This window comes from Adlercreutzia sp. CNCM I-6207 (genome assembly GCF_977072305.1).
Window position 1 is genome coordinate 1 of sequence record NZ_CDRVLZ010000014.1, and the last position, 23,837, is coordinate 23,837.

A 23,837-nucleotide genomic window follows, 5' to 3' on the forward strand; every position below is an offset into this window, starting at 1 on the left:
AGCTGACGCACCTGGAGTCGCATCCCTTCCTGAGCCTGGCCAACCGCGTCAGCATCGGGGAGAGGTACGGCTATATGTCAATGGTGGTTTAACAGCGGGTCCAACTTCTGCTGACCAAAATATCACATTTTCCAAATCTGCCAAATGCGGATCATATATTGCCTTATTCAATCACCTTGTTGAACTGGTATTATTCCATACCTCTATCTTGACTAGCTCAATCGCGCAACAAAAATACTTGGAAAATGTGCTTTTTTGATCGCCGGGAATCGTGGCACGGCATCCTCGACCGTCCCAACCGCACAACAATCCCGAAACCAAAGCAAACGGGAGCTTGCCGCAAACCGAAGCTCTGGCTTGAACGGAGCCCTGGTTTGCTCACCCGATCTGCTCGCGCTCCCGCATCCTCACCCGATCCGCCCATGCCCGGCCTTCGCGTTCTCGCTTGCGCGCTCCCGTTTGCGCGGCCAGTGCGCCAGATGAAAAAGAGCCCGCGCAAAAGCGGGCTCTCGAGGATCATTGCTCTGGCAAGATAGCCTTACTTGTACTGGCTCTCGTGCTTGCGGAAGAAATCGAAGCGCGGAGGGAGTTCGTGGATGCGATGGGCGCCGGCATCAATCTCAATGGCCGGGCACAGCTCGTCGTTGGAATCGAAGTCGTAGTTCCAGCTGAAGAAGTCGCCGAAATCGAAGCTCAGGTAGTCGCAGATCTTCTCGCAGCCGACCGGCACAATGGGATGCATGAGCAGCGTCGCCATGCGCAGCAGGTAGAACGAGTCCACCAGTACCTGGCGCCGCGCATCCGCATCCTCGGACGCCTCGGCGGCCTTGATGCCATCGGCCCACCACTTGTTCGACCAGCGGATGAACTCGTCGCACACCGACATCACGCGGTGCAGCTCCACCTTGTGCATGCGCTCTTCGTAGTCGAGCAGCGCCTCGAAGGCGCGACGGCGCACCTCGGGCGTCACGGCGCCCAGGGGCATGCAGCCGTCGAAATTCTTCTGCGCCTCGTAGAAGCAGCTGCGGGCGAGGCGGTTGAACACGTTGGTGAGCAGCGCCCCCTCCTTGAGCACCGGATCGGCGTAGCGCGGGTCCTCGCGCTTGGCCGGGTCCGGGTCGAAGGGCTTGGGAGAAAAGCCGACGGATTTCTGGTCGAGCCCGAGCGCCAGGAAGTGGGCGCGCAGCTGCTCGGGCGTGTAGTGCTCCAGCAGCTCCTCGCCCGTGGGCGGCTTCACCGCGCCCGACGAGGAGGCCTTCTTCTTGCCAAACAGCATGTGGTGGTTCGCCACGAGCGTGGTCTGGCGCATCTGGGAGTCGGGACCCTCGGCGAACAGGCCGCCGGGGCGCAAAGCCTCCCACAGCGCCGGCTGGGCCACACCGTAGAAGTACAGGTTGTCCTGGCCGATGAACTGGTAGACCCGCGCGTCGTCGGAGCACCAGAAGTCGCGCCAGCTCGTGCGCGGCATCCCCTGCTCGTCGTTGATCGTGATGGTGAACGAGATGGGCGCCCACAGCGATTCGGGCCAGCACCACACCGTGAGCCCCTCCACGCCGTCGATGACGGGAGCGCGCACGCCCCACTCGATGTTGCCGGTGATGCGGAAGGGCACGAGCGTCTTCGAGGTGCGGAAGCGCAGGCCGGCCGCAGCCAGCGCGTCGCGGGCGGCGTCGCGCTCGCCGATGGAGGCGAACTCTATCTCGAAGGATTGCTTGTTGCCCTCGGCGGGACGGAACTCGTGGGGCGGCAGCTCGGCGGCCATGGCCTCGTACTCTTCCAAGTGCTCGTTCTTCACGAAGATCACGGGCGGGGCCAGAAACTCGGCGATGGCCTTGGTCACCACCAGGCGCACCTCGTCGTCGGCCTCAAGCTCGCGCACGTAGCCCTTCAGGAAGTCCTCGAACCCGGGCAGGTCGAAATACCAGTTCTCCACGGGTCGCATCTCGGGGACGGTACCCGTGAGCGTGGACACCGGGGCGATGAGGTCCACCGGCGCGTACTGATGCCCCAGATCGCACTCGTCGGCATAGGCGTGCTCCGACTTGCAGCCCTGCACGGGGCAGTGGCCCTGCACCTGGCGACCGTTCAGGAAGGTGCCGGCCTCGGCGTCGTAGAACTGCAGGGTGGAGTCCAGCTTCAAGTGGCCGCTCTCGTGCAAGCGCTCGATGAACTGATCGGAGATCATCTGGTGCACGTCGCCCGCGTGCCCGATGCCGCTGCCCTCGTAGATGTCCAGACTCACCTGGAAGGCCTCAAGGGTCGCCTTCTGGCGCTCGTGGTTGGCGAGCACGTAGTCGGCGATGGAGCCCTCGAACTCGCCGGCCTCCTTAAGCTTGCGGTAGCCCTCGTTGATGGGGCTGCCGAAGCAGTCGGTACCGGAGACGAAACGGACGTTCTCGGCGCCGATGCGGTCGCGCAGAAAGCGCGCGAAGGCGTCGGCGGGCACGAACACGCCGCCGATGTGGCCGAAGTGCAAGGGCTTGTTCCCGTAGGGCATGCCCGCCGTCACCACGGCGCGGGCGGGCCACTCGACCCGCTCTCTGCTATTCAAGTCCGACACGGTTCTCCAACTCCTTCAGTGTCCCGGAAACGTCCAGAGAATCTTCGGTGCCCATGATATCCAGAAGGCGCGACAAATCGCTCGTGGACGACTGCAGATACACGGTATCAGCATCGGCGATACCGGCCAGCTCGCAGGCCTTGGCCACGGCGGTCTCAAGCGTTCCCAGCTCGTCGGCCAGCCCGTTTTCCACGGCGTCCATGCCGGTGAACGTAAGGCCCGTGGCCAGCGCGCGCACCTCTTCCACCGGCATGTCGCGGCCCTCGGCGACGAAGTTGATGAACACCTCGTTGATCTGATCGACCTGATCCTGGTACCAGGCGCGCTCCTCCTCGGTGAGCGGGCGGTTGCCGGCGCCGGAGTCCTTGGCATCGGCCGAGGTGATGTTCTCGACGGAGATGCCCAGCTTCTCGTAGAGCCCCGACAGGTCGGTCACAGACATGATGACGCCGATGGAGCCGATGGAGGTCGTCTTGTCAGTGAAGATGTAGTCGGCCTGGGACGAGATCATGTAGGCGGCACTCGCGTTGATGGAGGCGCTCGAGACCACCACGGGCTTGGAGAAGTCGCGGATGTAGGTGCTCATCTCCTCGCCGGCCGTGGCCACGCCGCCGCCGGAGTTCACGCGCAGCACGACCGCCTTGATGTGCGGGTTCTGCTCGGCGGCGTCCAACTGGCTTTTAAGCCCCTCGGGGCTTGAGGTGGTGCCGTCGTACTGGATGGTGCCGCTGATGTTGATGATGCCCACGGTGTCTCCGGTAACCGTGTCGGCCCAGGAGGGCGACTCGTAGGAGAAGGCCCCCATGGAACTGGTGAACACCGAGGTGCACGACCCGATGGTGGCCACCCCCAAGATGAGCACCGTCAGCACGGCGGCCAGACCGACGATCCAACCGCGGCGCTTGGGCTGCTGGGCCGGGACGGATTGGGCCGGCACCGCATAGGCGGCAGCCGGCTGGGCCTGGGCCTGGGCCGCATAGGCACCTTGCGGCTGGCCCGCATAGGACGGGCGCGGCTGGGGGGCTCCGTAGCCGCAGGGATTCGCTTGCGCCTGCGGCTGCGAGGTCGCCTGAGGGGCAGCTCCCGGGGCCGCGGGCTGGGAAGCGGCCGGCTGCGCTGGGGCAGCCTGCCCTTGCCCCGCCGACGGGCCGCCCGAGGACGGGGCGCCCCCAAGCGGTGCGCCCCAGGCGGCGTTCTGCCATTGGTTCTGATCGCTCATAATGCTTCTTTCGTCGGGCCGGATTCGCCGGGCCTACAGTTCCATGCCATCGTCCGCACGACCCTGCTGAGCCTGCATCTTCTTCGCCATGCGCAGCAGGAACTCCTGGTTGGAATTGGTCTGCTTCAGCGACTTGATGAGCATGTCCATGGCGCGCTCGGTGGAGTTCGTGTTGGCCAGAATGCGGCGCACGCCCCAGATGAGCGGGGCCTCCTGCGGATCCATGAGCAGCTCCTCCTTGCGCGTGCCCGAGGAGATGGGGTCGATGGCCGGGAAGATGCGGCGATCGGCCAGGTAGCGGTCGAGCTTCAGCTCCATGTTGCCGGTGCCCTTGAACTCCTCGAAGATCACCTCGTCCATCTTCGACCCGGTCTCGATGAGGGCCGAGGCGAGGATGGTGAGCGAGCCGCCGTTCTCGATGTTGCGGGCGGCGCCGAGGAAGCGCTTGGGCGGATAGAGGGCCGTGGAATCGACGCCGCCGGAGAGGATGCGGCCGCTCGCGGGCTGCGCCAGGTTGTAGGCGCGGGCCAAGCGCGTGATGGAGTCCAGCAGGATGACGACGTCCTTCCCCTGCTCGACCAGGCGCTTGGCGCGCTCGATGACGAGCTCGGCCACCTGGATGTGGTTCTCGGAGGGCATGTCGAAGGTGGAGGAGACCACCTCCCCGCGGATGGAGCGCTCCATGTCGGTCGCCTCTTCGGGACGCTCGTCGATGCCCAGGTACATGAGGTGCACGTCCGGGTTGTTCGCCGTGATAGCGGCGGCGATGTCCTTGAGCACGGTGGTCTTGCCGGCCTTGGGCGGCGACACGATGAGGCCGCGCTGGCCCTTGCCGATGGGGGCCGTCAGATCGATGACGCGGGCCGTGGTGGTGTTCTTCCCGTGCTCCATGAGCAGGCGCTCGTCGGGGAACACCGGCGTGAGGTCGGCGAACTTCGGCCGTAAGGCCATGATCTCGGGGGCCATGTCGTTGACGGCCGACACCTTCTGCAGGGCCGCGAACTTGTCGTTGGGGCGCGCCGGGCGCGTCGTGCCCGTGACCATGTCGCCCTTGCGCAGGCCGTTCTTGCGGATGGTGGCGAGCCCCACGTAGATGTCGTTCTCGCCGGGCAGGTAGCCGGAGGTGCGCAGGAAGCCGTAGCCGTCGCCCATGATGTCCAGCACGCCGGTGACCTCGGTGAAGCCCTCGGCCTTGCAGACGGCCTCGTAGATGGCGTCCACCAGCTCGGCCTTCTTGAGCCCGGCGGCATCCACCCCCGCCTCGGCGGCGCGGGCGCGCAGGTCGACCACCTTGAGCTCTGTCAGCTCCTCCTTGGAGACGGAGGGCTGAGGCTCCCGGTTGCGATTCTCGTGGCGGTTCTTCTTGTTCTTCTTGCCGCCCTGGCTGTTCTGGGCGTTCTGCTTGTTCTGGCCGTTCTTGCCTTGGCCCTGGCCGTTCTGGTTCTGGCCGCTTTGGTTCTGGCGGCGCTCCTCGCGGTCGCGGCGGCGGATCACCGTCGTGGTGGTGCGCTCGCGGCGAGGGGCCTCCTTGGACTCGGAGGCATCGGCGGGCGCGGGCGCCTCGGACTTGCCGGCGCCCGCTGCGGACGCCTCGGCGCCCTCGGGCTCCTTGGCCTGCGGGGCCTTCTCCTCCGCGTCGGCCGCAGGCTCGGATGCCGCCTTGCGAGTGCGGGCGCGACGCGGCTTGGGAGCCTCTTCGGAAGTCTCGGAAGTCGCAGGTGCTGCGTCGGTCGCGGCAGCCGTCCCCTCCTCCGCCGCCGGCTCGGGCGTCTTGCGGGCGCGGGTGCGGCGCGGCTTCGGCGCCTCCTCGGCCGTCGGCGCCTCGGTGGCTGCGGGAGATGCGGCCTCGTCGGCGGGCTTGGCCGCAGCACGGCGGCGCGTCGTCTTCTTGGCCGGAGCGGCTGGCGCCTCGGCACCCTCGGCAGCCAGTGCCGGTGCCGGGGCCTCTTCCGCCTTCTTGCGCGAACGGCCGCGCTTCGGCTTCTCGGGGGTCGCCTCCGGGGCGGCCGCTTCCGTCGTCATCGTCTCTTGGGTATCGCTCATGCGTTCTGCACTTTCTCCCAGTCCGTGAGGAACGACTCAAGGCCGCGGTCGGTCAGCGGATGCTGCACGCATTTCTTCAGAATGCCGAAGGGAACCGTGGCGATGTCGGCCCCCATGAGAGCGGCCTGGGTCACATGGTTGGCGCTGCGGATGGAGGCGGCGATGATCTCGATCTGCTCGCCGTTTACGGTGTCCTCGGAGAAGTCATAGTTGCCGATGGCGCGCACGACGTCGTCCAGCTGCGCCAGGCCGTCCTCGGAGATGTCGTCGAAGCGGCCCACGAACGGCGAGATGTAGCGGGCGCCGGCGCGGGCGGCCAAAATGGCCTGGGGCACGGTGAAGCACAGCGTCATGTTCACCGGAATGCCCTCGTCGGCCAAAGCGCGCGTGGCGGCCAGGCCCTCCACCATGGTGGGGATCTTCACGACGACGTTGGGGGCAATGGCGGCGAGCTCCCGTCCGTCGCGGACGATCTCGTCGCGGGTCATGGCCACCGACTCGGCGGACACCGGGCAATCCGGCCCCACGATGTCGCAGATGCGCTTGATGTGCGCGTGGAAATCGTCGAGCTTCCCGCCGATGCGCGAGTACAGCGTCGGGTTGGTGGTCACGCCGGCCAACGCGCCCCAGCTGGCCGCCTCTTCGATTTCGGCGAGGTCGGCCGTGTCCAGAAAGAACTTCACGTTCATCCTCCTTCTTGAGGTTTACAGGCAAAGGAATGGGAATGGCGCTCGAATCGACCGCGGTAAAGCGCACTGCGAACCCGAACCGTGAGAACGTTGAAAATGGGCGATACGGGACTATGGGAAGGAAGTGGGGCGCCATTGCGCCCAAGATTCAGAGCTGGAACCATAGTAGCGCAACCGACCGCACCGCACAAGAAAAAGCACAGACTGCCCGCGACTCAACTCGGAGGAGAGCCCATCGGCGTTCCGACGGCATTCCAGCTCGCTCAAGCCGCCCCCGCTCACTCCTCTTCTTTGCGAAACTCCAAGTAATCGAGGAAGCGGCGGGTGGCCAGGGGAAGGTGGCCGGCGCTGCGATAGGCCACGCCGATGGTGCGGAAGACCGGATCGGACAAGGGCAGCGTGACCACGTTTTGGGACAGGCCCCGCAGCATAAGGCGCGACAGCACGCTCACGCCCATGCCGTACTCCACCATGGAGAGAATGGCCCGATCGTCCCACGAGGTGAGACGCGTGGTAGGGCGCACGCCCCATCGGATGAGGAACTCCAGAAGCTCGTCGTCGGACTCCGATGCCGGCGAGAGCAGCGGAAATTCCGCAAGACGCTCCACGGGAAACACCCCCGCGCCCGCCAGCTCGTGGTCGCGCGGAAGCACGGCCAGAAACTCGTCCTCCTCCAAGGCGCGCGCGATGAGCCGCGCGTCCGTGCGCAGCGGGAGCAGCACGAAGCCGCAGTCCACGGTGCCGTCGGCGATCCACTCCTCGATCTCGGTGTAGTCTCCTACGCGCAGCTTGTAGTCGATGCCCGGGTAATCGGCGCTGAAGCGCTTGATGATGCGCGGAATCCAATGGGCGGCCACGCTCGGGAACACGCCGATGCGGATGAGGCCGGTCTCAAGTCCCCGCACCTCGTCCACAGTGGCTTCCAAGGCGCGGAAGCTCTCGCAGAGGGCGCGGGCCTCGGGCAGAAGCCGTGCGCCATCGCCGGTCAGCACCACCCCCCGGCGGCTCCGCTCGAACAGCGCCACGCCCCAGTCGCGCTCCAAATCGGAGACCATGTGGCTTATGCCCGACTGGGAATAGGCCAGCGTCTCGGCCGCCTTGGTGAAGCTGCCGGCATCGGCCACCTCCACGAAGGCCTGGTACTTCTGGATGTTGGCGTCCACGGCTCCCCTCTCCTCGTTGCTTCGTGCCTCATTGCCTCATGTTATGAGAATTTCTCATGTGAACTATGAAATAGTTTCGCTTTTCAGGGGATTTGTCAAGCGCCATAATGCAGCTGCATCAAAAGGAAGAAGGCGGCGCGCTGAGCCTGCGAGTCCCGCGCCCTGCACCGAGAAGGAGAGGCTTGCCATGCGCACGAAGATCGCATCGATGAAGTACCTTCTGTGCTTCATCGCAGCCGTCATGATGTTCGGATCGTCGGGCATCGTCGCCAGCACGCTGCCGCTGTCGGCCTTCGAGGTCTGTCTTATGCGCCTCATAATAGGCGCGCTGTTCATGGGCCTCATCTTCGTCGTCACCCGCCAGCAACTACCCCGGCACATCGGCCGTCGCCAGTACCTGTTCGTGGCCCTCTCCGGCGCCTGCCTGGGCCTTGCCATGATGACCATTTTCACTGCCTACCGCCTGCTTGGCGTGGGCCTCGGCGCCGTTCTGGCCGCCACGGCCCCGGTCATCACCATGGCGCTGTCCCCCCTTCTGTTCAAGGAGCGCCTGCGGCTTCCCGTGGTGGTCGGGTTCGCCATTGTGGTCGGCGGTCTGCTTTTGCTGAATGCGTCCGCCCTGGAGGGCACGCTGTCGGTTCCCGGCATCCTCATGGGACTCGCCGCGGCCGCCAGCACCGCTGGCATGGTCATCTTCAACAAGCTCGCCCGCGACATCACCGGCATCCCCTGCACCACCATCCAACTTGCCACGGCGGTGGCGGTGGCCCTTGCCGTGGCCGCGGCTGGCGAGGGCTTCGCCTTCATCGGCCGTATTCCCTTGAGCTCTTGGCCCACCGTCATTGCCCTGGGCGCCGTGTTCACCGCCCTGGCCTACTTCCTCTACTACCGGGCCATCGACCAGCTGCCCATGCAGACCGTGTCGGTGTGCGCCTACGCCGAGCCGCTCACGGCCGTGGTGCTGGGGGCGCTCGTGCTCGGCGAGGTAATGACGCCAGTGCAGCTCGCCGGCGCCTGCTGCATCATCGGCGGCGCACTGCTCGGCGAGGCGCGCGTGAAACTGCCGGCTGCCCAGCGACGCCGGATGCGCCGCGCCTACGTGCGCCTCGTGCGCGCCCAGCGCCGCGTCCTGCACCACGCGGCCTAGCACTCGCCCGGCACCGCCCCGCGCCCCCGCAACACTCCGCGACATGAATCGGGCGTGGCAGCCTCTCGCCAAGCTGCCACGCCCTGCGACACAGACGGAAAATCGGCGGCCACCTGTCAAAAAAGCACATTTTCCAAGCTCGGACTGAGCTTGGCTCATAGGACAAGCAAATGGGTACCGAGAAACACCAGGTCAGAGACTTTTGCATTTGCAACTTTCTCGAACCTTGATCTTCCGATTTGGAATATGTGAAAAAGTGGACTCATTTAGTTGGAAAATGTGCTTTTTTGTTCTCATGATTCTTGGCAGCAGCCGTTTCTGACCAAAAAATCACCTTTTCCAACTTCTGGGCATCGATTTCTGGAATCATCCAGCTAAAACACCTCTCGCACCTTCACTCGGCGAGCACAAAGCACGAGCAACCAGCTACTCTTCCAACATCGAGCGGTAGAAGCAGGTTCGCTCCCCCGTGTGGCAGGCGGGACCGGCCGGATGCACCAGCGCGAGCAGGGTATCGGCGTCGCAGTCGTAGCGTAGATCGACCAGCTTCTGGGTGTTGCCGCTCGTGGCGCCCTTGTGCCACAGCTCGCACCGGCTACGGCTCCAGAACACGGTTTCGCCGAGCTCCAGCGTGAGCGCCAGCGACTCGGCGCTCATCCACGCCATCATGAGCACCTCGCCCGTATCGGCATCCTGCACAATGCAGGGGACGAGCCCCGCCTCGTTGTACTTCAACTCGGGAAGATCCACCTCTCCTCCTTAGGGCAGCGTGACGAGCATGACCTTGATATCGGCCTTGCGGAAGGCCGGACGCATGTACTCCGGATCGCACAGCTCGGGCAGCACCTGCTGCAGCGCGAGGAAGATATCGGCGGAAGGCGCGCGCGAGGCGTCCTCCAGCGCGTAAATCGTGCGCTCCGAGATCTTCATGCCCGTCTTCTCCTCCACCGCATCGGTGAGCTTCTTGCCCCGCGAGTACCCGTTGGCCAGCCGCGCCGCCTTCAGCAACGTCCCGTAGGCCTCCCAGTCGATAACGCTGTTCTCCTTAGCCATTCAAATCTCCTATTACACGAGAGTTTACATCGCGTTAAAACATGAGTTGCATGATAGTTCAACTTTAGCGTAAAGGCAAGCCCATGCCCTACAGCCGCACGGGGATGCCGGCGTCTCGCATGGACTCCTTTACTTGGCGCACGGTGAGCTCGCCGAAGTGGAAGACGCTGGCGGCGAGCACGGCGTCGGCCTCGCCCTCGATGATGCCCTCGGCGAAGTGCTCGAGCTTGCCCACGCCGCCGCTGGCGATGACGGGGATGTCCACGGCCCGGGCCACGGAGCGCGTCAGGTGACAGTCGAAGCCGTCGCGGCTGCCGTCGCGATCCATGGAGGTGAGCAGAATCTCCCCCGCCCCGCGCCGAGCCGCCTCGCGAGCCCATTCGATGGCGTCGATGTGGGTGTTCTTGCGGCCACCGGCCACGTAGACCTCCCACTTGTTGGGATTGCCGGGCACCGCTTTCGCGTCGATGGCGCAGAGGATCGCCTGGGTGCCGAAAGCCCGGGCCGCATCAGTGATGAGCTGGGGGTTCGCCACGGCCGCCGAGTTCACCGACACCTTGTCGGCGCCGGCGGCGATCATCTTGCGAATATCGGCCACGCTGCGGAAGCCGCCGCCCACGCAGTAAGGGAGGTGCAGCTCGGCCGAGGCGTGGCTCGCGAGCTCCACCGTGGTGGCGCGGTCGTCGCTCGTGGCGGTGATGTCCAAGAAGATCACCTCGTCCGCCTTCTGCTCGTCGTAGGCGCGAGCCAGCTCGATGGGGTCGCCCGCATCGCGCAGCCCCACGAAGTTCACGCCCTTCACGACGCGGCCGTCCTTTATGTCCAGGCAGGGGATTACTCTCTTTGTCAGCATCTTTTGTCAACCTGTCCGTCAGCGAACCAGACGGTATTGCGATTCGCTCAGACAGTCCTCGCTGGTATCGAAGGCGTCAGGGCTAACCGCTCCCCATCGTTTATCGCCTTCGATACCATCTGCGGAACTCGCTCGGTCGCAACACCGTCTGTTTCGCCGACTACTCTCACTCTCTCGATAAGATTCGCTCGGTCAAGGCACCCGGCATCGCCCGGGCTGCTCTTCCTTGCTTGCTAGCTTTCCAACTCTTCGATGGTCAGGGGACGCCCCTCCTCTTCCAACTGATCGGACAGGTGGAAGGTGCCGTCGCACGCCGCGACGCCGTCGGCCACGGTAAGGGTGCCCTCGTAGATGGCCCGACCGGTAATGACGCCCTCCACGGCGTCGGCGATGGGAGCCAGCGCCCGGATGTCAGCCGCGGTGGCAATGCCGCCGGAAACGATGACCGGATTGCCGAAGGCGGCGGCCATCTTCGCGTAGGCGTCGTTCTCCACGCCAGTCTGCATGCCGTCGCGGGCAATGTCGGTGTAGACGAGGTGCTCGTAACCCAGCGCCGCCATGCGGCGGGCCAGGTCGGCGGCAGCCACGCCCGAGCCCTCCGTCCAGCCGGCCACGGCGGCCTCGCCGGCCTTCGCGTCGATGCCGGCAACTAGGGCATCGGGGCCGAACTTCTCCATGGCCGCCTGGGCGAAATCGGGGTCGCGCACGAGCGCGGTGCCTAGAATAACCCGGGTCGCGCCGGCGTCGAGCAGGCGATCGGCGGCCTCGAGCGAGCGCACGCCGCCGCCTACCTCCACTTTCAGGCTCGTGCGCGCCAAAATCGCGCGCACCACTTCCAGGTTGTCGGGATTGCCGGACTTCGCGCCATCCAGATCGACCACATGAAGCCATGTCGCACCGGCCTCCTCGAACAGCTGGGCCTGATACGCCGGGTCGTCGTTGTACACGGTGACGGCATGGTAGTCTCCCTTGGCCAGACGCACCGCGCGCCCGTCCAAAAGATCGATGGCAGGAAGAAGGTACATGGCTACTCCTTTGACGCGACGGGGTTTTTCGCCACCTTATCAGCGTGCGCGCTGTCGGCGCGCGCGGCTCGTGCAATGGTTGCGAAGTTGGCAAGCAGGCGCGCGCCCGCATCCGAGCTCTTCTCCGGATGGAACTGCACGCCGAAGACGGGACGGCCCGGCACCTGCACGGCGCAGGGGAAGGTCACCGAGTGCACCGTCTCGGCAATGGTGGCCGCGCTCGGCGGCGCCACGAAGCTGTGGGTGAAGTAGAAGAACTCGCCGGGCGCGGTTCCGTCGAACAGCGAATTCGGCTCGGAGAACTCCACGGAGTTCCATCCCACATGGGGCACTTTGTAGGCGCGGCCGGCAGCGTCGGTGCGGGGCATGGCGTCCACCACGCCCTCGATGAAGCCGAGGCCGCGCGGCAGCGGACCGTCAACGGGCGCGTGCTCGGTGCCCGCCTCGAACATGAGGTGCATCCCTAAGCAGATGCCCAAAAACGGCGCACCGCCGGCCACCGCCGCGCGCACCGCCTCCATCTGGCCCATCTCCTCCATGGACGCGGCGGCATCGGCGAAGGCTCCCACGCCGGGCAGCACCACGGCGTCGGCCGCGCGGATGACATCCGCCTTATCGGTCACGACGACGTCTGCCCCCGCGCCTACAAGTCCCCGCTCCACCGAGAGCAGGTTCCCCTTGTGATAGTCGACAATGACGATGCTCACAAAACCCCCTTCGTGGAAGGCACTTCCCCGCCCAAGGCCGGGTCGACGGCCACGGCCTGGCGCAGGGCGCGGCCTGCCGCCTTGAAGGCGGCCTCGAAGATGTGGTGCACGTTGTCGCCGGCGAGCTGCCGGATGTGCAGGGTGATGCCCGCGTTGGCCGCGAGCGCGATGAAGAACTCCCGGGCGAGCTGGGTGTCGAAATCGCCCACCATGCCGAAAGGCGCCTCCACATCCCAGTGCAGCTGCCCACGCCCGGAGATATCCAGGGCCGCCAGCACCAGCGCCTCGTCCATCGGCACGAACGCGCTGCCGAACCGCTCGATGCCGGCCTTCTCTCCCAAGGCCTCGGCCAAAGCGCGCCCCAGCACGATGCCCGTGTCCTCCACCGTGTGGTGGCCGTCCACATGCAAGTCGCCGCGCACCGACACCTTCAGATCGAAGCGGCCGTGACGCGCGAAGGCGCACAGCATGTGGTCGAAGAACCCGATGCCGCTTGCCACGTCCGCGCGTCCCGCGCCGTCCAGGTTCACCGTGACCTCGATGCGCGTCTCCGCCGTCTCGCGGAGGATGGTGGCCTCTCTCGTCATTGCTCTCCTTCCCTATTGCATAGCCCGCGCGCGCCGCTCGCGGCTCTCGGACAGAAAGTCGCGCAGCCCGCGGATGAACGCGTCGTTCTGCTCCGGCGTGCCGATGGTCGCCCGCAGACAGCCCTCGAGCATGGGGGCGCTGCTGAAATCGCGCACGAGCACGCCGCGGTCGTACAGGTACTGCCAGGCCGCCCCGGCATCTTCCATCGAGAACAGAATCCAGTTGGAATCCGACGGGTAGGCGGTCACGCCGGGCAGGGTGCGCAGCGCCTCCATGACGCGGCCCCGCTCCTCGATGATCTCGCGGATGCCCGGCTCGAAGCGGGCGCGGTTCTCGAAGACCACCTCTCCTATGGCCTGGGAGACGGCGTCCACGGAATAGGGCTGGCGCACCTTGCACAGCTCCTCGATGACCGGCGCGTTCGCCAAAACGTAGCCCAGGCGCACGCCCGCCAGCGAGAACGCCTTCGAGAACGTGCGCAGGATGGCGAGATTCTCGTGGGTCGCCAGCAAAGGGCGCACCGTGGCGCGCGAGAACTCGAAGTAGGCCTCGTCCACCAGCACGAGCGCATCGGTGGCGTCGAGCAGCTCTTCGATGAACGCCGTGGACGCCCTCTGGCCCGTGGGGTTGTTCGGGCTCGTCACGATGACGAAATCGATGTCGCCCTTCCCCACGCGCTCAAGCACCGCCGCTTCGTCGATGGAGAAGTCGGCCCGACGCGGCACATCCACGCAGCGGGTGTTCGTGAGCCGTGCGTTGGCCGCATACACCGAGAAGGTCGGGGGCAGGTTCAGGAAGCTGCGCCCCGGTCCGCCCCAAGCGAGGGCCACATCGAACAAAAGCTCGTCGCCGCCGTTGCCCAGAAGGACATTGGCGCGGTCGAGCCCGTTGGCCTCGGCGATGAGGTCGCGCAGGCGGTTGGCCAGAGGATCGGGATAGCGGTTCAGGGGCACCTGGGCAATGCGGCGCGCGATGGCGGCACGCACCTCGGCGTCCACGTCGCGCGGATTCTCGTTGGCCGACAGGTACGCCTCGGCCGGCAGGTACTTCGGGTCGTAGGGAACGAGCCCCTCAAGCTGGGGCGCCGACGCGCGAACCTTATTCACCGCGCGCCTCGCCATCTTCCACGCCCGCCGCCGCCGAGCCGGCCACGCTCGCCTGCTCGGCGTCCAGCAGCGCCTTAAGGCGCAGGGCCACCGAGCGGGCATGGGCCCACAGCCCCTCGTGGGTGGCGATCTGCACCACAGCGCGCGCGTCGTTCTTCAGGGCCGCGGGGCTGTACTGGATGATGGAGGACTTCTTCACGAAATCGTCCACGGAAAGCGGCGAAGAGTAGCGGGCCGTGCCGCCGGTGGGCAGCGTGTGGTTGGGGCCGGCCACGTAATCGCCCACGGCCTCCGGCGTCCACGCGCCCAAGAAGATGGCGCCAGCGTTGCGGATGGCGCCCAGATACTCCATGGCGCCCTCCACGTGCATCTCCAAATGCTCGGGCGCAATGACGTTCACCGCCTCCAGGGCCTGATCCATGGAAGTGCACACGACGATGAGCCCGTGATCGTCAAGGGAGGTGCGGGTGATGTCGGCGCGGGTGGAATCGGCCAGGTGCACCTGGATGGCCGCCTCCACCGCGTCGGCGTAGGCGTCCGAGAAGGTGACGAGGTAGCAGGCCGCCAAAGGATCGTGCTCGGCCTGGGCCATGAGATCGATGGCCACCAGCCGCGGGTCGGCCGTCTCGTCGGCCACGACGCAGACCTCCGACGGCCCGGCGATCATATCGATGCCCACATCGCCCGAGACGAGCTTCTTGGCCGCGGCCACGAAGGCGTTGCCCGGGCCGGTGATCTTGGCCACCGGGCGGATGGTCTCGGTGCCGTAGGCCAGCGCCGCCACGGCCTGGGCGCCGCCGACGGTGTAGATCTCGGTGACGCCGGCGATCTTGCAAGCGGCGAGGATGGCCGCATCCAGCGTGCCGTCCTTGGTGGGCGGCGTCACGCAGACGATGCGCTCCACGCCGGCCACCTGGGCGGGCAGGGCGTTCATGAGCACCGTTGAGGGGTACAGCGCCCGTCCTCCGGGCACGTAGATGCCCACGGATTCCAAAGGCGTCACCTTCGAGCCCACGATGGCCCCGTCCTCGCGGGCGAAAAACCAGCTCTGCTGCTTCTGGCGCTCGTGGAAGTCGCGGATCTGGGCCGCGGCGTGCTTCAGGGCCTCGAGGGTGTCCGGATCCACTTCCGCCATCGCGGCGTCGATGGCCTCGCCCGGCACGCGGAAGTTCTCGATGGCCACGCCGTCGAACTTCTCGGTAAGCGCGCGCAGGGCCGCGTCGCCGTCCCGGCGCACCTGCTCGATGATGGCGGTGGCCGCCTCAAGGGCGCCGGGATTGAAGGCGCCGGTACGGTCGATGAAGTCGCTCGTGAAGGGCTCGAGGGGTTGCAGGTCGATTCGTCTCATGGTCATGGGGCGCACTCCTTAGGACAGGGTCGGTTGAACAGGGTTGGAAGCGCCGGCGATGGGCGCGTAAGTGTGCTTGGGGGCATTTTCGGCGAGCACGCGGGCCAGCGCCACGATGCGCTCGTCGGTGCGCAGGGCGCAGCCGTTGGCGAAGAAGCGGGCCGTGGAGGCGAGCACCTCTTCCACGATCTCCAGGTTGTTCTCGCGCAGGGTGGTTCCCGTGGCGGTGATGTCGACGATGCGCTCGGCCATGCCGGTGATGGGCGCCAGCTCGATGTTGCCGTGCAGGTAGACGATTTCCACCTGGGTGCCGGTGCGCGCGAAGTGGGCACGGGTGATGGAAGGGTACTTCGTGGCGATGCGTATGCTGCCGAGTTTGCGGTAGCGCTCCTCGATGGCCGCGCTCGTGCCGGCCGACTCCGCCACGACGAAGCGGCAGCCGCCGAAGCGCAGATCGACCAGCTCCTCCACGGCAGCGCCCACTTCCAAAAGCGAGTCCTTGCCGCAGATGCCGCAGTCGGCGGCGCCCAGGGCCACGAAGACGGGGGCATCGGAGGGCCGCACGATGATGTAGTCGACCCCGGGGTTGGAGATGACGAGCGCGCGCCCGGGGTTGGCAAGCCCCGTCACATCGAGGCCGGCCTCTTCCAAACAGGCGATGGCCTCGGCGTTCAGGGAGCCCTTGGGGACGGCGATGCGCAGCGGGCGCGCGCCTGCGGGCGCCGCGTCCACTTCGGCAGAGGCGGCGGCCATGGCCTGCTCCAGCGAGAAGGCGAAGCCCGCGGCGGGACGATCGGCCCCGAAGGCGCCTATCATGCGGTCGTAGCGGCCGCCGGAGCCCAGAGGCGAGCCCAGATAGGGCGAGCAGGCCTCGAAGACGAGGCCCGTGTAGTAGTTGAAGGAGCTGGCCACCGAGAAGTCGACGAGCACGGAGTCGGCCAGGCCGGCCTCGCCCAGAAGATCGTAGGTGGCCTGGAAGTCGTCCAGGTCGGCCACGCACCCGAGCGGAGTCACGAGCGCGCGCACCGCGTCGATGGCGTCCTGGGCGCCCCGGATGCGCGCGAGCTGACGGATGGCCTCGGTGTAGGCGGGCGCGGCAGCCCCCGCATCGACGGCCTCCCCTTCCACGGCGCGCCCCATGGCGGCGTCACACAAACGGTCGAGGGCCACGAAGTCGGAGCCGTGATAGGCATCCAGCACCGCGGCCTTCCACGGCTCGGCGGCCCCCGAGCGCTCGAGCAGGGCCCGGAGCACCCCTACCGTGGCCATGGCGAGCACGAACTGCGTCGCTCCGGCCAGCCGCAGCGCCTCGGCGAACAGCGCGACGATCTCGGCATCGGCCGCCGGCCCCACTTCCCCGATGCACTCCACGCCGCACTGGGTGAGCTCGCGGGCCTGCACCTGGTTCTCCGTCTCGGCCTCGCGAAAGACCCGCTGGGTGTAGCGGAAGCGCAAGGGGCCGGGGACGTTGGCCAGGCGCGTGGCGCACATGCGCGCGATCTGCAGGGTGACGTCCGGGCGCATGGCCAGAAGGTCGCCCCGGGAGTCGAAGAACTTGAAGGGAGTGGCCGGCACCCGTCCGCCGGCCCGCAGGACGTCCATCACCTCCAGGGTGGGCGTCTCGATGGGCACGTAGCCGCGAGAGGCGAACAGGTCGGCCACGGCCCGGGTGATGGCCTCGCGGACGCGCGCCTCCTCGGAGAGCACGTCGCGGAAGCCCGATGGTGTCACAGCGTTCAACGCACATTCCTCACTGGCGCAAACGACGCGCGAACGGCCCAAGACCTGTGACCCGGCATGCATGCAGCCGGAGCTTTCGCCCTGGCTCGCAGTCAGCCGAGGCCATCGCCTGGCTCGTCTCGTCGCAAGCGCCTTCGATTACCGAGATTGTCATGTTACACGCCCTCTCCCCTCCCGGCGCACCGGGACGGCAAACGGCGAATTATCGACAGAGTTCCCGCGCAAAGAACGCACGAGGATCTCGCATCGATGCTAGTACTTTATCACAGTAGAGTGCTAAAGCAATGGGATTTTCGCCTACGGTTGGAATTACTCCGCAGGCTCGATGATCATGGCGCGGAGGATGCCGGGGGTGTCGTAGGCGCGCTTGCCGGCGCCCATGCCGATGGCCTTGATGGAGAAGCGCTCGGGAAGGGCGGCTTCCGTGCGCAGAGCGGCGGCCGCGGCGGCGCCCGTGGGGGTGACGAGCTCGCCTTCCACGTCCACCGGGGAAAGCGTCAATCCGGCAGCTTCGGCGATGAACGCCGTGGCCGGGGCGGGCACGGGGATGAGGCCGTGCTGGCAGCGCACCGTGCCGTACCCGCAGGGCAGATCGGACACGACAACGCCGTCGGGCGCCAAGTCGTCGGCCGCCACGGCGATGGCAATAATGTCGGCGATGGAATCCACGGCGCCCACCTCGTGGAAGTGAACTTCCCCAACAGGTACGCCATGAGCCCGCGCCTCGGCGTCGGCCACGAAGCCGAACATGCGGTGCGCGATGGCCTTGGCGCCGTCGGTCATGGCGGCACCGTCGATGATCTGCGCTATTTCCGCAGGGCCGCGGTGGTGGTGGCCACCGGGGGCACCGTGGGCATGGTCGTGATCGTGGGCGCGACCATGGTCGCGATCGTGGTCATGGCCGTGGCCGTGCTCGCTTGCGCCTCCGTGCCCGTGCAGGTAGGCCATATCATGGTCGTGGTTCTCGTGGGCGGCATCCAGCACGACGCTGAAGTCGCAGACGTCCAAACCCGACTTCTTCACCCGGGATATCTCCACAGCGAAACCTTCCACAGGCAGGCTCTCCAGCGCCCGGCGCACCGCTTCCTCGCTCGCGCCTGCATCCAGCAGGGCCGCCGCGCACATGTCGCCGCTGATACCGGAGGTGCATTCCAAGTAGAGAAGTTTCGTCATTGCATCGCCTTTCATGATGGTGCCGCCCTCGAGGCGCCCGCGTTCGGCGGGAACCGCCGCAGGTTTATCCCTGTCGGGAATTCAAGTGATTGATGGCGCTTGCCTGGAAGGCGGCGCCGAAGCCGTTGTCGATGTTGACCACCGACACGCCGCTCGCACACGAGTTCAACATGGCGAGCAGGGCGGTCACGCCGCCGAACGAGGCGCCGTAGCCCACCGAGGTGGGCACCGCGATCACCGGCGCGGAGACGAGACCCCCCACCACGGAGGCGAGCGCGCCCTCCATGCCGGCCACCGCCACCACGACTCGGGCCGCGCGCAGCTCGTCGGCCACATCCAAGAGTCGATGGATGCCCGCCACGCCCACATCGTAGAAGCGCCGCACCTCGTTGCCGAGGAACTCCGCGGTGAACGCCGCCTCCTCGGCCACGGGCAGATCGCTCGTGCCGGCGCAGGCGATGGCCACCACTCCGTCCCCGTCGAGCGCGGGCATGCCGCCGAACACGACGAGCCGCGCCGTCTCGTAGTAGGCGCACGGGGCGATCCCGCCGTCGTCGCCCCATAGAGCGGCCACGGCATCGGCCTTCTTCGCGTCCACGCGGGTCGCCAGAACGCGCGGTTGACCGGCGCCCATGAGCGACGAGGCGATGGCGGCGATCTGCTCGGCGGTCTTTCCCTCGCCGTAAATCACCTCGCCGGCGCCCTGTCGCATCGCACGGTCGTAGTCGGGCCGCGCGAACGCGGCTCCGCCGCAAAGACTCTCAGAATTCTCGCTCTGGTGAAAGGCCACGGCCACCCCGCTTTCCGACGAACGCCCTCACTCGTTCTCAGTTGGTTTCTCGGAAAGCCATGATAAATGTTGGAGTCAGCTCCAATAAAAGACTCGAGGGCAACGCCCACGGAACAAACGCATTCGCGGCGGTTACTCCCCCGCGCGCAGAGTCCGCTCGGTGGCCGTCATGACCTCGTCGTAGTGCTCGATCTTGTACTCGAGACGCGCCAAGGCCCGCTCCAGGCCGGCAATGCGCTCCCGGATCTCGTCGCCCTGCCTCAAAAGAAGTTCCTTGCGGGCCGCCGTCGTCTCGTCGCCCTGCTCCAGAAGCTCCATGTACTCCACCAAAGACTCGATGGACATGCCGGCATCGCGCATGCACTTGACGAACTCGACGGCATTGCAGCTGGCCTCGTCGTAATCGCGAATGCCGCTCTTGTTGCGAGGCACATGGCGCAACAGGCCAATGCGCTCGTAATAGCGCAGCGTGTCGGTGGAAACACCGTAGCGCTTGCTGACTTCCGCAATCTTCATGCCGTCCCCTTCGAAACGCGCCGCTGCGCATCTCACGTTCGCGCAACCTGCGTGTCCATTAGACCATATGGAGTATGCTATAAGTCAATAGATCGAAATAATATCCCACGGAAAAGCCCCGCACACAGCCCATTTTTACCGTTCGTCAACGCTTTGGGAAAGGGCCTTTTTGAGCACGCGCAAGGCATTTCCCCGATGAGATATGCCGTTCTTCTCGGCCTGGGAGACCTCGGCCAGCGCCCGCATGCCGCCGTACTCGTCGGGCAAAAACAGCGGGTCGTAGCCGAAGCCCTCGCTGCCGCGGGGTTCGCGCCCGATGGAACCCTCGATGGTGCCGCGGGCCACCGATTCCGTACCGTCCTCGTCGATGAACACGAGCGTGCACACGAACCGTGCCGTGCACTCGGCATCCGGCACGGCGGCAAGCTCGGCCAGAAGCTTCGCGTTGTTGGCCGCATCGTCCCCGTCGGATCCCGCGTAGCGCGCCGAGAAGACCCCCGGCGCGCCGTCCAGGGCGTCCACCTCCAAACCGGAGTCGTCGGCGAGCACCGCCACAAAGCGCCCCAGCGACTCCCGTGCCGCCGCACGCGCCGCCCGGGCCTTGATGCGGGCGTTGCCCTCGAAGCTGTCGGCGTCCTCGGCCGGATCTGATGTCACCCCCGCCTCGGCCAGCGTCGTGAACATCCAGCCCTCGAAGTTCAGGGCCGTGCGGATCTCCTCCACCTTGTGGGCGTTGTTCGTAGCGATGAGCACTTCCTTCACGGGCTCCTCCTTGCAGACGGGCACCTCGCCGGTGCGGGCGGTTGCTTACAGTGCGGGCAGATCCACGTGCGCGACGACGTCCATGGGGCGGGCGAGCACGCGGCCGCCGAAGCGCCGGAACTCCTCCACGTCGTCGGCCGTGGTGAAAAACGAGTGGACGGGCACGTTGCCCGAGCGGGCGTGGGCGCGGCGCCGGCGCAGGATGTGATCGACGTCGCGGGCCGTCTCGTCGGCCGAGTTCACCAGCGTGACCTTGCGCCCCACCACGCCCCCGATGAGCGCCTTCAGAAGCGGATAGTGGGTGCAGCCCAAAACGAGCGTGTCGATGTCGCAGCGGCGCAGCGGCTCCAGGTACTGCCGAGCGATGTCCTCGAACTCCGGGCGGATGTAGACCTTGGTGGTGTCGGCCATGTAGTCCTCGATGGGCCCGTCGGAGAGCTTCAGCCCCATCTCGGCGATCTCCACGAACCGAGGCGTCGCCGTGGAGAACACGGTGATGCCGGCGTCGATGTGGCGTATGGCGTCGCTGTAGGCGTTGGAATCCACGGTGCCCTTGGTGGCGATGACCCCCACGCGCCGGTTGAGCGTCGTATGGGCCGCCGCCCGGGCGCCCGGCTCCACCACGCCGACGACGGGCACGGAGAAGTTCTCCTGGGCATGGGCGAGGCCAGCGGCCGTGGCCGTGTTGCAGGCGATGACGATCATCTTCACGTCCCGGCCGACGAGCCACGTGCAGATCTGCTGCACGAAGCCGTCCACCTCGGCCTGATCGCGAGGCCCATAGGGGCAGCGCGCCGAGTCGCCGAAGTACAGGATGGACTCCTCCGGCAGGCGCTTCTGCAGCGCGCGGGCCACCGTGAGGCCCCCGTAGCCGGAATCGAACACCCCGATGGGGCGGTTGTCGAAATGCTCCGTATCCACAGCGCCCTACTCGTGCACGACGACGACGTCGCCCACCGACAGAAGCCCGTGAAGCTCTTCGGCCTTATCGGGAGGCAGGTTGATGCAGCCGTGGCTGCCGTGCTCGACGTACCAGTCGCCGCCGAACTTCTCCTGCCAACCCGCGTCGTGGAAGCCCACGGAGTTGTCCTTGAAGGGCATCCAGAACTCCACCTCGGTCTCGTAGTCCTTGGTGCCGTCGGGCTTGTAGCCGCGCAGCACCGACTTGCCGTCGTTGGTCTTGATGTAGTAGGTACCCTGGGGCGTGTCGCGCCCGTCGGCGGGCTTGCCGCTGACGATATCGCTCTCCCAGATAATGGCGCCGTCCTCGCCGTAGAAGCGCGCGTGCTGCTCGGTGAGATCCACGTCAATGTAGCGGGTGCCGAAGTCGCGGCCGCCCTCGTCGGGGGCCTGGGCCGCGTTCTGCTTCATGATGATCTCCAGCGTGCCGCCCGCCCCGGAGGTGAGCGCCTCGCGCACGGCGTCGGCGGTGGCCTGGCTGTCGGTGATCCAGCCGTAGTCGCCGCCCTTCACCGTGACGGCCTTGCCGTCGGGACGCGTGAACGTGCGGGTAGCGCCCGTGGTGTCCATGGCGTTCACCTTCTCCTTCACCGCCGCCACCAAAGGCTCAGGGTCGAAGGTCACGGAGAGATCGTCGCCCAAGGTGATGTGCTCGGCGATTTCGTCGGCGGTGATGGCCATCTTCTCGGCGCCCGCCATGGTGAGGGAAAGCGCCCCGCCGAGGTGCTTGTTGGCCGCATCGCGCGCCTCGGCCAGCGCGGGGTCGTCGCGCGTCACCGTGGGCTTGGCCAGCACGGCGTCGGAGAGCGTCACCTTCGGCGCGAAGTTCACCGTGCCCCGCGTCACCTCGTCGATGACGACGTCGGCCAAAAGGGTGTTGCCCTCCTCCTCGGGCACGACGACATAGCCGCCCTCGTCGGCGTCATAGGCCACGGTGGCGTTCTTGGGAGCGGTGCCGCGGGCGTTGGCCTCCTCCACGGCGGCGGTCAGCGTGTCGGCCAGCTTCGAGTTCTCCAGAGTGGAGACTAAGTCGTCGGTGTCGTCGTGGCGCTGGAACACCTCGTAGGGCCACGCCCAGGGGTTCATCTCGGCCAGAAGGCCGTCGGCGATAGATTGGCTGTCGAGCGCCATGCCCATGTCCGTGGCGTCCAGCGTGAGGGAAAGACCCGGGCCCTCCACCTTGAAGGTGTAGTCGCCCAGCACCTCGTCGAGCATCTGATGGACCTCTTCGGGCGTCTTGCCGGAGATGTCCATGCCGATGATGGTGGACTGCGGGAAGAAGCGCCCGGAGAACACGATGACGCCGGCGAAGTAGACAAGGGCGATGGCGCCTAGAATGGAGGCCATCACGATGCCGAAGATCTTGAGCCCCCGATGCTTCTTGGGCGGCCGGGCATTCACCTGGTAGCCGGGCACGTAGCCGCCGGACGTCGGGCCCATGGGGGGCACGACGGGCATGGCGCCGGCGCCGCTGATTGCGGGGCGCGAAGGCTGAGGGGGCATCGCGGCGGTTCCCTGGTCGTGCTGGGGCGGCATCGCGCCCGTGGCCTGGGGCCCCACGGGCCTCGGCGCGCCGAAGCGGCCCTCGGGCATGACGAAACCGCGGGTCGCGCTTGCGCCCGCTTCGGAAATTCGATTGTCAGATGTGCTGTGTCGTGGCATAGTGCGCTTCCGTGGTGCGATTCAACTTACTTTGGGGCCGCCGCGCAAGTCGGCGGATGCGCCTTAGGCCCATTATAAGCCAAGGAGCCCGCGGCCGCCGGCGGATACGTCGTTCGGCGCTACTTTCCCACAGACCGCGCCCCGCGCGCCACCCTGCACGCCATTCCCCACGACTCCCCCACAGAACTTAAAGGATTTTCAGCCTGTTTCCCCAGAACATGACCGTTTTCGTAAGGAATAAGCCACGCAAGGAGAGAAAAGCGGCCGCCCCGAAGAGCGGCCGCGAAAAGCTTGGTGGAGGCGCGGAGAATCGAACTCCGGTCCATACTAAATTGTCCACAAGGCGCTACAGGCTTAGTCAGCGATCGGGCTTCGGAGCGGATCGGTTCGCAGACCAACGTGGCCGCTCCTAGTCGGTTCCGTCTTTCCAGCGGCCATACCGACTACGTGCCGCGGGGCATTCCCCTCAAATGACACCTTGCCCGGTTCGGGGAAACACCGGGGTCGGTGATCACCAGAACTGCTGTTAGGCAGCCATGGCGGCCGGCATGTAGTAGCCGGTCTTAGAAGTGTTTTTGCCAATTAACTTGACGGTACCCCTGTTTAGCGTGGCGAGGAGACCACGGCCTGCTCCTCGTTTCGAACTTACCATGTCGAAACCAGTCGCCCCCTTTAAGGGTTGTCGATTTATTCTAGCGGGCGCGCCGCTCCTGTCAAGAGCCGCACCATCGGC

22 protein-coding genes and 1 other RNA gene are annotated in these 23,837 nt (G+C 66.4%); 2 read left to right on the forward strand and 21 right to left on the reverse strand.

Annotated elements, in window-relative coordinates:
* Nucleotides 1–259 (forward strand): hypothetical protein (locus ACW4QM_RS08000; protein WP_455798354.1); only part of this gene is annotated, 259 nt, incomplete at its 5' end.
* A gap of 279 nt (nucleotides 260–538) precedes the next feature.
* Here the strand turns inward: ACW4QM_RS08000 and ACW4QM_RS08005 are convergent.
* From ACW4QM_RS08005 to ACW4QM_RS08025, 5 genes are all read right to left on the reverse strand, one after another.
* The gene (locus tag ACW4QM_RS08005; protein WP_302148466.1) at nucleotides 539–2,560 is read right to left on the reverse strand and encodes a class I tRNA ligase family protein; all 2,022 of its coding nucleotides are present in this window, start codon (nucleotides 2,558–2,560) and stop codon (nucleotides 539–541) included.
* The gene (sppA, locus tag ACW4QM_RS08010) at nucleotides 2,544–3,779 is read right to left on the reverse strand and encodes a signal peptide peptidase SppA (RefSeq protein WP_202427849.1); all 1,236 of its coding nucleotides are present in this window, start codon (nucleotides 3,777–3,779) and stop codon (nucleotides 2,544–2,546) included. Before sppA ends, ACW4QM_RS08005 begins: the two co-directional genes overlap by 17 nt.
* A 33-nt stretch (nucleotides 3,780–3,812) precedes the next feature.
* Entirely contained in the window at nucleotides 3,813–5,822 is a 2,010-nt protein-coding gene (gene rho / locus ACW4QM_RS08015; protein WP_161127785.1) for a transcription termination factor Rho, read from the reverse strand.
* Entirely contained in the window at nucleotides 5,819–6,505 is a 687-nt protein-coding gene (locus tag ACW4QM_RS08020; protein ID WP_117284425.1) for a transaldolase family protein, read from the reverse strand. Before ACW4QM_RS08020 ends, rho begins: the two co-directional genes overlap by 4 nt.
* Before the next feature lie 284 nt (nucleotides 6,506–6,789).
* Nucleotides 6,790–7,674 (reverse strand): LysR family transcriptional regulator, encoded by an 885-nt coding sequence (locus tag ACW4QM_RS08025; RefSeq protein WP_161127786.1) that lies wholly within the window; start codon nucleotides 7,672–7,674, stop codon nucleotides 6,790–6,792.
* 187 nt (nucleotides 7,675–7,861) lie between these two features.
* On the opposite strand from ACW4QM_RS08025, the gene ACW4QM_RS08030 reads away from it, so the two are divergent.
* Complete coding sequence (locus ACW4QM_RS08030; protein WP_161127787.1) at nucleotides 7,862–8,821, forward strand: DMT family transporter; 960 nt, start codon at nucleotides 7,862–7,864, stop codon at nucleotides 8,819–8,821.
* Between the two features lie 426 nt (nucleotides 8,822–9,247).
* Here the strand turns inward: ACW4QM_RS08030 and hisI are convergent, their stop codons facing one another.
* The 16 genes from hisI to ssrA all read right to left on the reverse strand — a co-directional run bounded on the left by hisI (nucleotide 9,248) and on the right by ssrA (nucleotide 23,775).
* Nucleotides 9,248–9,571, reverse strand: coding sequence for a phosphoribosyl-AMP cyclohydrolase (gene hisI / locus ACW4QM_RS08035; protein WP_117284349.1), 324 nt, complete (start codon nucleotides 9,569–9,571; stop codon nucleotides 9,248–9,250).
* Nucleotides 9,572–9,580: 9 nt separating this feature from the next.
* A complete protein-coding gene (locus ACW4QM_RS08040) occupies nucleotides 9,581–9,874 on the reverse strand; it encodes a helix-turn-helix domain-containing protein (RefSeq protein ID WP_022740189.1) in 294 nt (97 codons plus the stop codon).
* Nucleotides 9,875–9,962: 88 nt separating this feature from the next.
* Nucleotides 9,963–10,727: an imidazole glycerol phosphate synthase subunit HisF gene (hisF, locus tag ACW4QM_RS08045; RefSeq protein WP_455798355.1), complete on the reverse strand. Its 765-nt coding sequence runs from the start codon at nucleotides 10,725–10,727 to the stop codon at nucleotides 9,963–9,965.
* Nucleotides 10,728–10,960: 233 nt separating this feature from the next.
* Nucleotides 10,961–11,752, reverse strand: a complete 792-nt coding sequence (gene hisA, locus ACW4QM_RS08050) for a 1-(5-phosphoribosyl)-5-[(5-phosphoribosylamino)methylideneamino]imidazole-4-carboxamide isomerase (RefSeq protein WP_161127788.1) — start codon at nucleotides 11,750–11,752, stop codon at nucleotides 10,961–10,963.
* Between the two features lie 2 nt (nucleotides 11,753–11,754).
* Nucleotides 11,755–12,459: an imidazole glycerol phosphate synthase subunit HisH gene (hisH, locus tag ACW4QM_RS08055; protein WP_302148461.1), complete on the reverse strand. Its 705-nt coding sequence runs from the start codon at nucleotides 12,457–12,459 to the stop codon at nucleotides 11,755–11,757.
* The gene (gene hisB, locus ACW4QM_RS08060) at nucleotides 12,456–13,046 is read right to left on the reverse strand and encodes an imidazoleglycerol-phosphate dehydratase HisB (RefSeq protein ID WP_161127789.1); all 591 of its coding nucleotides are present in this window, start codon (nucleotides 13,044–13,046) and stop codon (nucleotides 12,456–12,458) included. The genes hisH and hisB overlap by 4 nt, the downstream gene beginning before the upstream one ends.
* Nucleotides 13,047–13,058: 12 nt before the next feature.
* The gene (hisC, locus tag ACW4QM_RS08065; RefSeq protein WP_114548724.1) at nucleotides 13,059–14,153 is read right to left on the reverse strand and encodes a histidinol-phosphate transaminase; all 1,095 of its coding nucleotides are present in this window, start codon (nucleotides 14,151–14,153) and stop codon (nucleotides 13,059–13,061) included.
* Nucleotides 14,146–15,507: a histidinol dehydrogenase gene (hisD, locus tag ACW4QM_RS08070; protein ID WP_237418849.1), complete on the reverse strand. Its 1,362-nt coding sequence runs from the start codon at nucleotides 15,505–15,507 to the stop codon at nucleotides 14,146–14,148. The genes hisC and hisD overlap by 8 nt, the downstream gene beginning before the upstream one ends.
* Nucleotides 15,508–15,519: 12 nt before the next feature.
* The gene (hisG, locus tag ACW4QM_RS08075; RefSeq protein WP_302148481.1) at nucleotides 15,520–17,232 is read right to left on the reverse strand and encodes an ATP phosphoribosyltransferase; all 1,713 of its coding nucleotides are present in this window, start codon (nucleotides 17,230–17,232) and stop codon (nucleotides 15,520–15,522) included.
* A 318-nt stretch (nucleotides 17,233–17,550) separates the two neighbouring features.
* Nucleotides 17,551–18,414, reverse strand: coding sequence for a nickel pincer cofactor biosynthesis protein LarC (gene larC / locus ACW4QM_RS08080; RefSeq protein WP_161127791.1), 864 nt, complete (start codon nucleotides 18,412–18,414; stop codon nucleotides 17,551–17,553).
* Nucleotides 18,415–18,478: 64 nt separating this feature from the next.
* Complete coding sequence (gene larB, locus ACW4QM_RS08085) at nucleotides 18,479–19,204, reverse strand: nickel pincer cofactor biosynthesis protein LarB (protein ID WP_302148478.1); 726 nt, start codon at nucleotides 19,202–19,204, stop codon at nucleotides 18,479–18,481.
* Between the two features lie 132 nt (nucleotides 19,205–19,336).
* Nucleotides 19,337–19,720, reverse strand: coding sequence for a MerR family transcriptional regulator (locus ACW4QM_RS08090; protein ID WP_022740202.1), 384 nt, complete (start codon nucleotides 19,718–19,720; stop codon nucleotides 19,337–19,339).
* Nucleotides 19,721–19,855: 135 nt separating this feature from the next.
* Nucleotides 19,856–20,482 carry an RdgB/HAM1 family non-canonical purine NTP pyrophosphatase gene (gene rdgB, locus ACW4QM_RS08095; RefSeq protein WP_161127792.1) on the reverse strand — a complete coding sequence of 209 codons (627 nt, stop codon included), beginning with the start codon at nucleotides 20,480–20,482 and terminating at the stop codon, nucleotides 19,856–19,858.
* Nucleotides 20,483–20,527: 45 nt separating this feature from the next.
* A complete protein-coding gene (gene murI / locus ACW4QM_RS08100) occupies nucleotides 20,528–21,403 on the reverse strand; it encodes a glutamate racemase (protein ID WP_022740204.1) in 876 nt (291 codons plus the stop codon).
* 6 nt (nucleotides 21,404–21,409) lie between these two features.
* Nucleotides 21,410–23,104, reverse strand: coding sequence for a L,D-transpeptidase family protein (locus tag ACW4QM_RS08105; protein ID WP_161127793.1), 1,695 nt, complete (start codon nucleotides 23,102–23,104; stop codon nucleotides 21,410–21,412).
* Nucleotides 23,105–23,396: 292 nt separating this feature from the next.
* Nucleotides 23,397–23,775, reverse strand: a transfer-messenger RNA (tmRNA) gene (gene ssrA / locus ACW4QM_RS08110).
* Nucleotides 23,776–23,837: the final 62 nt, after the last annotated feature.

Excerpts from the sequence above, each read along its gene's own strand:
- rho (WP_161127785.1), bottom strand. The coding sequence starts at position 5,822 with ATGAGCGATACCCAAGAGACGATGACGACGGAAGCGGCCGCCCCGGAG.
- hisB (WP_161127789.1), bottom strand. The coding sequence starts at position 13,046 with ATGACGAGAGAGGCCACCATCCTCCGCGAGACGGCGGAGACGCGCATC.
- hisD (WP_237418849.1), bottom strand. The coding sequence starts at position 15,507 with ATGACCATGAGACGAATCGACCTGCAACCCCTCGAGCCCTTCACGAGC.
- ACW4QM_RS08030 (WP_161127787.1), top strand. The coding sequence starts at position 7,862 with ATGCGCACGAAGATCGCATCGATGAAGTACCTTCTGTGCTTCATCGCA.
- ACW4QM_RS08040 (WP_022740189.1), bottom strand. The coding sequence starts at position 9,874 with ATGGCTAAGGAGAACAGCGTTATCGACTGGGAGGCCTACGGGACGTTG.
- ACW4QM_RS08105 (WP_161127793.1), bottom strand. The coding sequence starts at position 23,104 with ATGCCACGACACAGCACATCTGACAATCGAATTTCCGAAGCGGGCGCA.
- sppA (WP_202427849.1), bottom strand. The coding sequence starts at position 3,779 with ATGAGCGATCAGAACCAATGGCAGAACGCCGCCTGGGGCGCACCGCTT.
- hisA (WP_161127788.1), bottom strand. The coding sequence starts at position 11,752 with ATGTACCTTCTTCCTGCCATCGATCTTTTGGACGGGCGCGCGGTGCGT.
- larC (WP_161127791.1), bottom strand. The coding sequence starts at position 18,414 with ATGACGAAACTTCTCTACTTGGAATGCACCTCCGGTATCAGCGGCGAC.
- ACW4QM_RS08090 (WP_022740202.1), bottom strand. The coding sequence starts at position 19,720 with ATGAAGATTGCGGAAGTCAGCAAGCGCTACGGTGTTTCCACCGACACG.
- hisF (WP_455798355.1), bottom strand. The coding sequence starts at position 10,727 with ATGCTGACAAAGAGAGTAATCCCCTGCCTGGACATAAAGGACGGCCGC.